At 63.8% G+C, this 12,533-nt stretch carries 11 protein-coding genes; 5 read left to right on the top strand and 6 right to left on the bottom strand.

What is annotated here, in order from left to right; all coding sequences use genetic code 11:
• Positions 1-169: 169 nt before the first annotated feature.
• From AC4P1R_RS06240 to AC4P1R_RS06215, 6 genes are all read right to left on the bottom strand, one after another.
• Positions 170-859, bottom strand: a complete 690-nt coding sequence (locus AC4P1R_RS06240; protein ID WP_069457093.1) for a DUF502 domain-containing protein — start codon at positions 857-859, stop codon at positions 170-172.
• 18 nt (positions 860-877) lie between these two features.
• A complete protein-coding gene (locus AC4P1R_RS06235; protein WP_069457094.1) occupies positions 878-1,375 on the bottom strand; it encodes a GNAT family N-acetyltransferase in 498 nt (165 codons plus the stop codon).
• Complete coding sequence (gene glmS / locus AC4P1R_RS06230) at positions 1,372-3,198, bottom strand: glutamine--fructose-6-phosphate transaminase (isomerizing) (RefSeq protein WP_069457095.1); 1,827 nt, start codon at positions 3,196-3,198, stop codon at positions 1,372-1,374. The genes AC4P1R_RS06235 and glmS overlap by 4 nt, the downstream gene beginning before the upstream one ends.
• A 69-nt stretch (positions 3,199-3,267) precedes the next feature.
• Positions 3,268-3,420 (bottom strand): hypothetical protein, encoded by a 153-nt coding sequence (locus tag AC4P1R_RS06225; protein WP_165614688.1) that lies wholly within the window; start codon positions 3,418-3,420, stop codon positions 3,268-3,270.
• Between the two features lie 24 nt (positions 3,421-3,444).
• The gene (glmU, locus tag AC4P1R_RS06220; RefSeq protein ID WP_069457096.1) at positions 3,445-4,815 is read right to left on the bottom strand and encodes a bifunctional UDP-N-acetylglucosamine diphosphorylase/glucosamine-1-phosphate N-acetyltransferase GlmU; all 1,371 of its coding nucleotides are present in this window, start codon (positions 4,813-4,815) and stop codon (positions 3,445-3,447) included.
• Between the two features lie 218 nt (positions 4,816-5,033).
• Complete coding sequence (locus tag AC4P1R_RS06215) at positions 5,034-6,680, bottom strand: Na/Pi cotransporter family protein (protein ID WP_069457097.1); 1,647 nt, start codon at positions 6,678-6,680, stop codon at positions 5,034-5,036.
• 354 nt (positions 6,681-7,034) lie between these two features.
• Here AC4P1R_RS06215 and AC4P1R_RS06210 point away from each other — a divergent pair, with 354 nt between their 5' ends.
• From AC4P1R_RS06210 to AC4P1R_RS06190, 5 genes are read left to right on the top strand one after another with little or no spacing between them, the layout of a single operon-like run.
• Entirely contained in the window at positions 7,035-8,927 is a 1,893-nt protein-coding gene (locus tag AC4P1R_RS06210) for a peptidylprolyl isomerase (RefSeq protein WP_069457098.1), read from the top strand.
• A gap of 10 nt (positions 8,928-8,937) precedes the next feature.
• On the top strand, positions 8,938-9,951 hold the full coding sequence (trpD, locus tag AC4P1R_RS06205; RefSeq protein ID WP_225192519.1) for an anthranilate phosphoribosyltransferase: 1,014 nt from the start codon (positions 8,938-8,940) through the stop codon (positions 9,949-9,951).
• A gap of 9 nt (positions 9,952-9,960) precedes the next feature.
• Entirely contained in the window at positions 9,961-10,776 is an 816-nt protein-coding gene (gene trpC / locus AC4P1R_RS06200) for an indole-3-glycerol phosphate synthase TrpC (RefSeq protein WP_069457100.1), read from the top strand.
• On the top strand, positions 10,773-11,267 hold the full coding sequence (gene moaC, locus AC4P1R_RS06195) for a cyclic pyranopterin monophosphate synthase MoaC (RefSeq protein WP_069457101.1): 495 nt from the start codon (positions 10,773-10,775) through the stop codon (positions 11,265-11,267). Before trpC ends, moaC begins: the two co-directional genes overlap by 4 nt.
• The gene (locus AC4P1R_RS06190) at positions 11,267-12,487 is read left to right on the top strand and encodes a molybdopterin molybdotransferase MoeA (protein ID WP_069457102.1); all 1,221 of its coding nucleotides are present in this window, start codon (positions 11,267-11,269) and stop codon (positions 12,485-12,487) included. The genes moaC and AC4P1R_RS06190 overlap by 1 nt, the downstream gene beginning before the upstream one ends.
• The last annotated feature ends 46 nt before the right edge of the window (positions 12,488-12,533 follow it).

The raw sequence follows: 12,533 nt of genomic DNA, 5'->3' as shown, positions 1-12,533 counted from the left end.
ACCAATACCCCTGCCCCCAATCTCCCGACCGGGCACCAATTAACCTGGGTCCGAATCCGACGAGCAAGAAAGCGCAATCGGCACTCGCGCTCCATCCGGCCCTTGTGCTCGATGGCTACCGGTTCGTACTAGCCAAGAGCAGACTTTAAGATCGACCGTCACTAACGCCTCAAGCGATCTCCTGCACGACCGCACGCGGCGGCGCATTCGCAAGCGGCATGTATTCCGGCGCGACAAGACCGCCCGAAATCAAGAGTTTTGCCGCGTCCTCGGCGCTCATCTGCAGTGGAACGATCTTTTCGCGCGGCACGAACAGCAGGAAACCGGCGGTCGGGAGCGGCGTCGGCGGCAAGAAGACGGCCACCATGTCGAGGCCGCGCTCGTCGAATTTGGCAGCGATCTCGCCCTTGGCGTCGGTGGCGATGAAGACCAGCGACCAGAGGCCGGGGCTCGGATATTCGATGAGCCCGGCCGTCTTGAAGGATGAGGATTGGTCCTGCAGCACCGTCTGGAAAATCTGCTTCAAGGACCTGTAGATCGTCCGCACAAGCGGCGTCCGGTTAAGGAGCGACTCGCCGATATTGACGATCGTTCGCCCCACGAGATTGGCGGTGAGGAAGCCGACAAGGGTGATGACGACGATGGCCACCAAAAGGCCGAATCCCGGAATAGCCACAGGCAGGTAGTTGTCCGGATTGTAGAAGCTCGGCAGATAGGGCTTCACCCAGCTGTCCGCCCATTCGATGAAGGAGCGAACCAGCCAAACGGTGATCGCCACGGGCGCGCAGATGATCAGCCCCGTGAGGAAATAATTGCGCAGCCTCGATGCGATGATGCCGCCTTTGGAACCGTCCGTCATGCCCAATGCCACCAACCCTCAGCCCAGCCCGAAGGCAGGATCAAAAGCGACCGTGCCGGAAGCCATTGCTTCCGTCAGGGCCAGAGCCATGAAATATTGCGGCGCACAACCTGGAAAGGCAAGAGCGGGCTCGTTGCGAAACCCGAACTTTTGGTAGTAGCCCGGCTCGCCCACGAGAACGCAGCCGGCAGCACCTGAACCCCGAAGCATATCCAGGCCTCTGCGGATGAGGGCGCTGCCCACACCGCGCCCCTGCATGTCCGGCCGGACGGAAATGGGGCCCAGCCCGTACCAGCCGGCAGCCGCGGGCGTGACCGTCACCGGCGAAAAGGCGACGTGGCCGATCACTTCCCCCGCTTCCTCCGCCACTAGGGAGAGGCTCAAGGCGCCGCCGGCGCGCAGTCGCTCGATGATCAGCGGCTCGGTCTGATCACTATGCGGGTGGCCGGCGAAGGCGGCGGCCGTCACGGCGCCGATCGCGCTTCGATCGTCGTCCCTCTCCGGCCTGATGATCATTCCACGGTCACCGATTTTGCCAGGTTGCGCGGCTGGTCCACATCGGTGCCCATGAAGACGGCCGTATGATAGGCGAGAAGCTGGACCGGCAAGGAGAAGATCATCGGCGCGACGATCTCGTCGACATTCGGCAGGACGATCGTGTGCATCGTATCGAGCGTCGAGGCGGCAGCGCCCTTCTCGTCGGTGATCAGGATGATCCTTCCGCCGCGGGCCGCTACCTCCTGCATGTTGGAGACCGTCTTGTCGAAGAAGCGGTCATGAGGGGCGATGACGATGACCGGCATGTTCTCGTCGATGAGGGCGATCGGGCCGTGCTTCAATTCGCCGGCGGCATAGCCTTCGGCATGGATGTAGGAAATCTCCTTGAGCTTCAATGCGCCTTCCATGGCGAGCGGGAAACTCGTGCCGCGGCCGAGATAGAGCACATCGCGGCACTTTGAGAGCTCCCGCGACAGGGACTCGATCTTCGGCTGAATGCTGTTCAACACTCGACCCATGAGGCGCGGCATTTCGGCGAGGCTCCTGACCATCGCCTGCTCTTGCGCATCGCCGATCGTGCCGCGCGCCTTGCCGGCGGCAATGGCGAGGGCGGCAAGAACGGCGAGTTGGCAGGTGAAGGCCTTGGTCGAGGCGACGCCGATCTCGGGTCCTGCAAGGATCGGAAAGACGGCGTCCGACTCGCGCGCGATCGTCGATTCGCGGGTGTTGACGACGGCACCGATCTTCAGGCCATGCTCCTTGCAGTAGCGCAGCGACGCGAGCGTATCCGCGGTCTCGCCCGACTGCGAGATGAAGAGCGCCGCCGCTTGCGGCGCTAGCGGAATCTCGCGGTAGCGGAACTCGGAAGCGACGTCGATTTCGACCGGCAGGCGCGCATAGCGCTCGAACCAGTATTTGCCGACCAGCCCAGCCAGATAGGCCGTCCCGCAGGCGGAGATCGCAAGGCTCGGCACCTTGGCGAAGTCGATCACGTCGGAGGCCGGGAGCACGCGGTTCTCGATGAAATTGACGTAGTGGCCGAGCGCATGGGAGATCACCTCCGGCTGCTCGTAGATTTCCTTCTCCATGAAATGGCGGTGATTGCCCTTGTCGATCATGTAGGCGGCGGCCGTGGAGGTCTGGCGTGGCCGCGCGACGGGATTGCCGTCGATATCGAATATATGCACGCCGGTCCTGCCGATGACGGCCCAGTCGCCATCGATCAGATAGGTGATCTCATTGGTGAAGGGTGCGAGCGCTATGGCATCCGAGCCGAGGAACATTTCGCCCTCGCCATGGCCGATCGCCAGCGGCGGCCCGTTGCGGGCCGCCATGATGGTCGAGGGATCGTCTTCGAACAGGACGGCAAGCGCGTAGGCGCCGCTGACGCGCCTCAGCATCGCGTGCATCGCCTCGCGCCGTCCCATGCCCTCTCGGCGCAGGCTTGCGAGAAGTTGGGCGACGACCTCGGTATCCGTCTCGGTCTGAAACTTGGCGCCTGCGGCAGCAAGTTCGCTCTTCAGCTCGGCGAAGTTCTCGATGATGCCGTTGTGGACCACGGCGACGCCGGCGGTGAAATGCGGATGGGCGTTGCGTTCGGTCGGCGCGCCATGGGTCGCCCAGCGCGTGTGGGCGATTCCAATGGTACCAGCCAGCGGCTCCTCTTTCAGCCTTGCCTCGAGATTGACGAGCTTGCCCTCGGCGCGCCGGCGATGCAACTCACCGCCGTTGATCGTCGCCACGCCCGCCGAATCATAGCCCCGATATTCCAGGCGCTTCAACGCGTCGACGAGCCGCTCCGAAACCGGCTGGCTTCCCACGATGCCTACAATCCCGCACATATAAAACTCCGCATTCTTCTCCACGCCGACGCGGCGCGACAGGTCACCCGAGCGAGACGAGGGATATTCTCAGATCACCGCCCCTCGCCCCGCCAGTTTCGTAAAGATCACGACAGCGATCGCGAGCCGCCCCGCTGCCAGCGTGACCGTCAGGTGGGCACGCCACCTTCCCCAAGCCTTCGTACCGATATTATCGCGCGAGACAATCCGCTTCGATTTCACTTTCAGTTTCAATAATTAACGAGATTATTCGGCGGCCTTCGCCTTTTTCCTGGCGGCCTTTTCCGCCTCGTACCGCTCCCGCAGTACCGGGGCCCGTCCGGGCTTCACCTCCTGACGCGCCCGGCCGAACGCGACCGCGTCCGCCGGAACGTCCTCGGTAATCACGCTGCCGCCGCCGACGAGCGCTCGGTCGCCAATCGTCACAGGCGCCACGAGCGCCGTATTCGAACCGATAAAGGCATTCTCGCCGATGCGGGTCACGTGCTTGTTCACGCCGTCATAATTGCAGGTGATCGTGCCGGCGCCTATATTCGACCCGGCGCCGACAAAGGCGTCGCCGATATAGGTCAGATGGTTGACCTTCGCCCCGGCGCCGATCTCGGATTTCTTCACCTCGCAGAAATTGCCGACCTTCGATTTCGGACCGAGATCCGCGCCAGGCCTCAGGCGGGCAAAGGGCCCAACGAGCGCGCCGGCGCCAATATGCGCCCCTTCGACATACGAAAAGGCGTGGATGACCGCACCGCTTTCGACGCATACGCCCGGACCGAAAACGACATTCGGCTCGACCAGCACATCCTGCGCAAGCTCGGTGTCCCAGGAAAGAAAGACGGTTTCCGGCGCAATCATCGAGACGCCGGCCAGCATCAACTCGTGCCGGCGACGCTGCTGCCAGAGCCTTTCGATAGAGGCGAGCTCGGCGCGCGTGTTGCAGCCGGTCAGTTCTTCCTCCGGCGCTTCCACGGCAATCGCGCGGCCGCCGAGCGAACGAACGATCTCGACGAGATCCGTGAGATAATACTCGCCCTTGGCATTCCCATTGCCGATGCGGCCGAGAAGGTCGAGTGCCTTGCGGCCGTCGATCGCCATCAGGCCGCCATTGCAATAGGTGATGCGGCGCTCTTCTTCGGACGCGTCCTTGTGCTCGCGGATCGCCAGCAGTTCTCCGTCCTCGATGATCAGGCGACCGTAACCGCTCGGTTCTGCCGTCTGGAAGCCGATGACGACGACGTCGTTGCCCTCGGCCAAGCGCTCGCGTGCCGCGACGAGCGGCGCGGCGGTGATCAGGGGCGTGTCGCCGAAGACCACGAGGAGATCGTCATACCCGTTTTCGATGGCCTGCCGCGCGGCAAGCACCGCATGCGCCGTGCCCAATCGCTCTTTCTGCAGGAACGAAGTGACCGTGGCGGCACCATGCGCGGCCGCGGCCGTGACCGCCTCGGCGTCGCGCCCGACGACCAGGGCCACGTCCGAAATGGAAGCGCTTGCCAGCGCGTCGACGACATGCGCGATCATCGGCCTGCCCGCAATGGGGTGCAGCACCTTCGACATTGCCGATTTCATCCGCGTGCTTTCGCCAGCCGCCAGGATGATCGCCAGGCAAGTCCGTTCCATGCTCTTGTTCTCCTTGGTATTCTTCAACAGTTTCGCGCGTCATATCAGACGCGCAAAGCTCGCTGTAGCACTTTGAACCGCTGCATGTCTTCCTGCGCGCCCGCCTGATCCGACTGTCCACCGACAGGTTATTGCGGCAAGGCCGTGTCGGCAAATCACGTCGCATTAATCCGGTTAAAACGCAATGACGCGACGCGCGCGGGTCGCCTGCTGCAGCATCAAGCCCGCGGCCGCAGCCTGCTCTCCGTCAGAAGTCCGCTTTCCTCGACGATCGGATAGGCGACGGATGCGATATGGGCGTTGATGCGCTTCAGATCCCTGAGCATGTCGAGGTGCAGCGAGCTCGTCTGGAGGCTTTCGGCGAGACCATCGCGCAGCCGTTCCAGGTGCCGCTCAGCGGACTGCTTCTCCATGTGCCGCACGTCGACCTTCACCTCGATCAGGTGCCGCGCAAGATCGGCGTTGCGCGAAACGAAGATCGATTGGGCGATCCGGAGATTGTCGATCGTCAGTTCGAAGAGACTCTTCAGCTCCCGATATCCGTCTTCGGAGAATTTCAGGCCGTTGGTGATCTTCTTGCGGATCTGCTCGCAAAGGCCTTTTTCGATGATATCGCCCATGTGTTCGAGGTTGATGGCATAGTCGATGATCACGATCGAACGGCGGCCGTTCTCCTCGTCCGGTTCGCCGCGTCCGAGCCTCGACAGGAAGATCTTTACCTCCTGCTGCAGGAGATCCACCTGCCTTTCCATTCGGGCCACATCGTTGAGCTCGCTCAGGTCGTTATTCTTGAATGCTGTCGAGGCACGCATGAGCATCGACTCGATCAGGTCTCCCACCCGCAGGACCTCTCGTGTCGCGCCGGAGAGCGCCATGGCCGGCGTTTCGAGTGATGCCTCGTCGAGATAGCGCGGTCCCAGTTCGCTTGCCTCCTCATCGGGAACGAACCGGGCCATGGCGCGCGCGAGCATGCCGGCGAAGGGCCATGCGACGAGCGCCACGACCATATTGAAGGCCAGATGGACGTCGACGGGCAGGTTCTCCGGCTGCAGAGGCAGCCTCTGCAGGAATTCCACGTTTATGCCGACGAGCGGAAGCGCGATCAAACAGCCAATGCTGCGCACCACCAGATTCCCGAGCGTCACCCGTCGCGCGGCCGGCGCTGAGCCAAGCGTGGCGAGAACAGGCGGTATGGCACCTCCGATATTCGCACCAAGCACCAGGGCGACGGTGAGGCCGGCCGAAAGCACGCCGGCGGAGGACAGCGACAGCACCAGCATGACCACGGCGAGGCTCGAAGAGGAGGCGAATGCGAGACCGGCGGATATGATGGTCGCGACGGGCCATGCGCCGTCGAGCAGGCCAAGAAACGCGGCGAGCGCCTCCGATTCGCGCATCGGCGCCGTTGCCGCTCCGAGGAGCTCGAGGGACAGGAGCATCAAGCCTATGCCGACCAGCGCATAACCGCCGCCCTGGCGCGCGCTCGACCGGCTCATCCGGTGCGTGACGACACCCGCAAGCAGGAGCAGCGGCGATAGCCACCCGATCCCGAGTGCAACGATCCAGGCCGTCATCGCGGTCCCGATATTGGCGCCGAGTAGCACGATCTGCGCCATGCGAGAGCGCACCAGGCCCTTCTCGACGAAGGACGCGGTCATCAAGGCCGTAGCGGTCGAGCTCTGAAGCGCGAGCGTCGCAACGAGACCCGTCGCGAATGCCCGCAAGGGTCCGTCGGTCCCCTGCGCGAGGCCAGCCCGCAACCGCGCCCCGAAAGCGCGCGTCACACCTTCCTTGACGAGGGAAAGGCCAAACAGCAGCAGGGCAACAGCGCCGAAAAGATTGACCATCACGATTGTGGATTGCATGGCATTAGTTCCGTAAGGGCCACGGAGAATGGGATTGCTGGAGCACTATCGAAGACACGATTCCCGACCAATTGCTATAAGGGAAAGCGGATAATCCTATAGATCGTTTTCAGTTGCCGGCTAACGAAATCGACACGCTCTTTCCTGTTTGCGCCTACCCCGCCGATCGTCGCTTCGCAGGAAACAGGCAGCCATGAGATGGCCGAATACGCATGAGCGAGCCGGTCAAGCGCCCAAGTCCGAACGGATCAAGCAATTTGCATCATAGCGCCCTTCAATTCCCGTCCGGTTTGTTCTAAGGAACGAACTCGTTCGGCTCTATGCCGCTGTACTGCAACGAGGTTTTCTGCCCCCATGCTCGATTCCCTGAGAAATGCCGCCCGGACGCGGGTCGTCAAAGGCCTGATGGCCATTCTCATCCTCTCATTCATGGTGTGGGGCGGTCAGACGATGATGGTGAGGGGCGCGTCCGACGCTGTGGTTACCGTCGGCGACGTCAAGGTATCGGCCAGCGATTTCCGCCTCGCCTATGAGCGCCAGCGCAGCCTTCTGTCGCGACAGCTCGGCATGCCGCTTACGCGGCAGCAGGCGCGTGCCTTCGGCGTCGAGGCGCAAGTCTACTCGCAGCTCGTCGCCGGCGCGGCTCTCGACCAACTCGCCGAGGACATGAATCTCGGCCTCTCCGAGGACCGGCTCGCAAGGCTCATCGGCGAAGATCCGGCCTTTCACAGCGCCAGCGGCCAGTTCGACCGGTTGACCTTTTCAAGCGTGCTTCGCAATGCGGGCCTCACCGAAAAGGACTACATCCGCAACCGCGCCCAGGTGGCGGTGCGTTCGCAGGTCGTCGATGCGATCACAGACGGTTACAAGGCTCCGGACGTACTTGCCGAGGCGGTCGGCAAGTACCGTCACGAGACCCGCAGCATCGACTATCTGATGCTCTCGAACGCCAATATCGATGCGGTCAAGGCTCCGGGCGACGACGTGCTTGCGCCCTGGTTCGAAAGTCGCAAGGCGAACTATCGCGCGCCGGAGTATCGCAAGTTCAGCTATATCAAGCTCGAGCCGGAAGATCTCGCCGCGCCCGAGAGCATTTCCGAGGAGGAAGTGCGCGCCGACTACGAGCAGCGCAAGGAAAGGTTCCGCTCGCCCGGGACGAGAACCATCGAGCAGCTCGCCTTCCCCTCGCACGAAGCGGCCGACGCCGCGGCGGCAAGGCTTGCCGCCGGCACCTCATTCGACGACTTGATCAAAGACGAAGGCAAGAGCGCCGGCGACGTTCTTCTCGGTGACTTCACCAAGGAGAGCATGCCCGACCCCAAGGTTGCCGATGCCGCCTTCGCCGTACCCGCCGATGGCGGCGTGACGCCGGTCGTCGAGGGGGCATTCGGCCCCGTCATCCTGCGCGTCACCAACATCCGCCCGGAAACCGTTCGCAGCTACGACGAAGTGAAGGACGAGTTGCGCAAGGAGATCGCTCTCGACGCCGCGCGGGACCAGCTTATTGGTCTCCACGCCAAGATCGAGGACGAACGCGCCGCAGGTGTGCCCGTCAAGGAAGTGGCCGAACAGCTGAATCTGAAGCTCGTCACCGTCGATGCGATAGATGCCACCGGCAAGGACCAGAACGGCGACGACGTAACCGGTCTGCCGCAGCAGCGCGAACTGCTCCAGGAGGTCTTCAAGGCCGAGGTCGGTCTCGACACGCTCGCAGTCAACATCGGACGCGACGGATACCTCTGGTTCGACCTCGAAGAGGTGATCCCCGCCCGCGATCGGAGCCTCGAGGAGGTGCGCGACGAAGTGGCGGCCGACTGGACCGCCGAACAGCAGGGCGTGGCTCTCGCTGCCAAGGCCGCCGAACTCAAGGAGCGTGTCGAGAAGGGCGAAACGCTTGCCGATATCGCAACCGAGCTCGGCCTGTCGATCGAAAGCAAAACCGGACTGAAGCGCTCGACTGAGGATGCGGCGCTCAGCCAGGCGGCGATCATCGCAGCCTTCGGCGGTCCGAACGGGCATGTCGCCAATGCACCAGGGATCGACGGCGACGGCCAGATCCTCCTTCGGGTGACGGCGGTGGACGAGAGTGCGCCGGCCAGTGCCCTCGATGACGACAGCCGCCAGATCGAGGCGATCGCCCGCGCCAGCGGAGACGACATTCTCGACCAGATGGTGTCCACGTTGCAGGCGGCCTATGGCGTATCGATCAATCAGACGCTGGCCGAGCAGGCATTGGCGCGGCAGTGAGGGGTGACGCATGAGTGATTTGAAGCCGTTCGTTGCGAAGGTCGCGGCGCGTGAGGCCCTCAGCCGCGACGACGCGCGCTCCGCCTTCGAGATCATCATGTCCGGGGCAGCGACACCCTCGCAAATCGGCGGCTTTCTCATGGCGCTCCGCGTCCGCGGCGAAACCGTCGACGAGATCGTCGGCGCCGTCGGAGCCATGCGCGCGCGGATGCTGCCGGTCGAAGCCCCGGAAGATGCGATCGACATCGTCGGGACCGGCGGCGATGGCGCGGGCACCTACAATATTTCGACGCTGGCGTCGCTCATCGTCGCCGGCGCGGGCGTCCCTGTCGCCAAGCACGGCAACCGGGCGCTCAGCTCGAAATCCGGTACGGCGGACGCGCTCTCCTGCCTCGGGGTCAAGCTCGACATCGGCCCAGAAGCGATCGCCCGCTGCATTCGCGAGGCCAGCGTCGGCTTCATGTTTGCCCAGCAGCATCATTCGGCGATGCGCCACGTGGGGCCAACCCGCGTCGAACTCGGCACGAGGACGATCTTCAACCTGCTCGGTCCCCTCTCCAATCCGGCCGGCGTCAAACGGCAGCTCGTCGGCGTCTATGCGCCGCAATGGGTCGATCCGATCGCCGAGGTCTTGCGTGATCTCGGCTCCGAAAGCGTCTGGGTCGTCCATGGCGAAGGCCTCGACGAGATCACCACGACCGGGGTTACCAGGGTGGCGGCGCTCGAGGACGGCAAGATCAGGAGTTTCGAACTGACACCTGCCGATTTCGGCCTCCCCCCTGTCACGCTCGATGCTCTGAAGGGCGGCGACGGAGCGCATAATGCGGCGGCCTTGCAGGCGGTGCTCGATGGCGAGGAGAACGCCTATCGAGACATTTCGCTTGCGAACGCCGCCGCTTCATTGATGATAGCAGGACGCGCCAAGGATCTCGCCGAGGGCATGACGGTTGCGCGCCTATCGCTTTCGAGCGGTGCAGCCAAAACCGCCCTGCAGCGCCTGATCACCGTCTCCAATGCCGCTTGAGGAGAGGATATGACGGATATTCTGCGCAAGATCGAATCCTATAAGCGCGAGGAGATCGCCGCCGCGAAATCGCGCATGCCGCTCGATGAATTGAAGGCGCGGATCGCCGATCAATCGGCTCCGCGCGGCTTTCATGCGGCCCTTGCCGGGCGACGCCAGAAGGGCGAGTTCGGCCTCATCGCCGAGATCAAGAAGGCGAGCCCCTCGAAAGGGTTGATCCGTCCGGATTTCGACCCCCCGGCGCTCGCTGAAGCCTATGCTGCAGGTGGGGCGGCCTGCCTTTCGGTCCTGACCGATGGGCCGAGCTTCCAGGGTGCGCCGGAATATCTGACGGCGGGGCGCGCCGCCTCGCCGCTTCCGGCGCTGCGCAAGGACTTCATGTTCGACAGCTATCAGGTATTCGAAGCCCGTGCCTGGGGCGCCGACTGCATCCTGTTGATCATGGCGTCGCTATCCGACGACGACGCCCACCGCCTCGAAGACGCCGCCATCGCGCTCGGCATGGACGTGCTCATCGAGGTCCATGACGAAGGCGAGATGGAAAGGGCCCTTCGCCTGTCCTCGCCTCTCGTCGGCATCAACAATCGCAACCTTAGGACCTTCGAGGTTGACCTTGCCGTTTCCGAAGCCCTGGCGCCGATGGTTCCGGCCGATCGGCTGCTTGTCGGCGAGAGCGGGATCTTCACCCATGCCGACTGCCGACGCCTCGAAGAGAGCGGGATCACCACCTTTCTCGTCGGCGAAAGCCTGATGCGAAAGGGCGACGTGGAGGCGGCGACGCGCGCGCTGTTGACCGGCGCGGACGACGCCTTGGCAGCAGAATGAACGAACCTCGACTCAGCCATATCGACAGTACCGGCGAAGCCAACATGGTCGATGTCGGCGACAAGGCGGAAACGGTCCGCGTTGCCGTCGCCGAAGGCTTCGTTCGAATGCGGCCGGAAACCTTGGCCCTGATCCTCGAAGGCGATGCCAAGAAGGGCGACGTCATCGGCACCGCCCGGCTTGCCGGCATCATGGCGGCCAAGCAGACGGCGAACCTGATACCGCTCTGCCACCCGCTGATGCTCACCAAGGTTTCGGTCGATATCGCTCCGGACGCCGCGCTGCCCGGCCTGCGGGTAGAGGCGATGGCAAAGCTAAATGGGCGCACCGGCGTCGAAATGGAAGCGCTGACGGCGGTCAGCGTCGCCTGCCTCACGATCTACGACATGGCCAAGGCCGCGGATCGGGAGATGGAGATCGGCGGCGTCCGGCTCGTCAGCAAGTCGGGCGGCCGATCGGGCGACTATCGGCGCGAGGGGGACCGGCGCTGATGTCCCTGCTTCCGGTCGAAGAGGCCCTGGCCAGGGTTCTTGCCAAGGCCCGCCCGCGCGAGGAAACGGAACGGCTTGCATTGCATGACTGCCTTGGCCGTGTTCTCGCTGAAGACTTGGCCGCTCGCCTCACCCACCCCGCTTTCGACAATTCCGCCATGGACGGCTATGCCGTCCGCCACGAGGACATCGCCGAGATCGGCGCGGAGCTGGCGGTTATCGGTCAGTCCGCCGCGGGACGCGGTTTTCGCGGCGAGGTGAAGCGCGGCGAGGCCGTGCGCATCTTCACCGGCGCGCCCCTTCCCACCGGCGCAGATACCGTCATCGTCCAGGAGGATATCGAGATCCTTGAAGGCGCGCGTGTCCGCACACTCTTCGCGCCCGCGAAGGGGCGTCATATCCGCCTGTCCGGCCAGGATTTCGAGGCGGGGGAATTGGCGCTCTTCGGCGGAAGCGTGCTCGATGCCGGCCGACTGACGCTCGCCGCCAGCATGAACCACGACTGCCTGCCGGTATTTGGGCGTCCGAGGATCGCGATCCTCGCCACCGGCGACGAGCTCTTGCCCCCCGGCAGTTCGCCCGGCCCCGACCAGATCATCGCTTCGAACACGTTCGGTGTCGCCGCGATCGCGCGCGAAAATGGCGCGGAGATTCTGGACCTCGGCATCGTCGCGGACGACCGCGCCGCAATCGCTGCTGCCGTTGCCGAGGCTCAATCAGCCGACATTGATGTGCTCGTCACGCTTGGCGGCGCCTCCGTCGGCGATCACGACCTCGTTCAGTCGACGCTTCTTGGGTGCGGCATGACGCTTGACTTCTGGCGCATCGCCATGCGGCCGGGAAAACCGTTGATGGTGGGAGAGCTCGCTGGAATCACGGTGCTCGGACTACCGGGCAATCCGGTCTCGAGCCTTGTCTGCGCCCTGCTATTCCTCGAACCCTTGACCCGGAAGCTCGCACATCTTCCTCCGCGCTCCCGCTTGACCACCGCCCGTCTCGCCGCGGACTTGCCCGCCAACGACCGCCGCCAGGACTACATTCGCGCGCGCCTCACTGTCGGGCCCGACGGCTCGCTCCTGGCGGAACCCTTCTCGCGCCAGGATTCGTCGATGACCAAGATCTTCGCGCAATCGGACGGCTTGATCGTTCGACCGCCGCAAGCACCCGCTGCCGCGACCGGAGATTTATGTCCGGTGCTGAAGCTGCGGGAACCCGTATAAGACGCGGAGCGCATAAACTCGAGTTCGGCCATTTTTTGCCATCATG

The sequence above is a fragment of the Sinorhizobium sp. Y406 genome, from assembly GCF_058732025.1.
The sequence above is the reverse complement of the archived record's forward strand: the minus strand, read 5'-3'. Positions and strand labels throughout refer to the sequence as shown.

Excerpts from the sequence above, each read along its gene's own strand:
- AC4P1R_RS06240 (WP_069457093.1), bottom strand. The coding sequence starts at position 859 with ATGACGGACGGTTCCAAAGGCGGCATCATCGCATCGAGGCTGCGCAAT.
- AC4P1R_RS06235 (WP_069457094.1), bottom strand. The coding sequence starts at position 1,375 with ATGATCATCAGGCCGGAGAGGGACGACGATCGAAGCGCGATCGGCGCC.
- glmS (WP_069457095.1), bottom strand. The coding sequence starts at position 3,198 with ATGTGCGGGATTGTAGGCATCGTGGGAAGCCAGCCGGTTTCGGAGCGG.
- glmU (WP_069457096.1), bottom strand. The coding sequence starts at position 4,815 with ATGGAACGGACTTGCCTGGCGATCATCCTGGCGGCTGGCGAAAGCACG.
- AC4P1R_RS06215 (WP_069457097.1), bottom strand. The coding sequence starts at position 6,680 with ATGCAATCCACAATCGTGATGGTCAATCTTTTCGGCGCTGTTGCCCTG.
- AC4P1R_RS06210 (WP_069457098.1), top strand. The coding sequence starts at position 7,035 with ATGCTCGATTCCCTGAGAAATGCCGCCCGGACGCGGGTCGTCAAAGGC.
- trpD (WP_225192519.1), top strand. The coding sequence starts at position 8,938 with ATGAGTGATTTGAAGCCGTTCGTTGCGAAGGTCGCGGCGCGTGAGGCC.
- trpC (WP_069457100.1), top strand. The coding sequence starts at position 9,961 with ATGACGGATATTCTGCGCAAGATCGAATCCTATAAGCGCGAGGAGATC.
- moaC (WP_069457101.1), top strand. The coding sequence starts at position 10,773 with ATGAACGAACCTCGACTCAGCCATATCGACAGTACCGGCGAAGCCAAC.
- AC4P1R_RS06190 (WP_069457102.1), top strand. The coding sequence starts at position 11,267 with ATGTCCCTGCTTCCGGTCGAAGAGGCCCTGGCCAGGGTTCTTGCCAAG.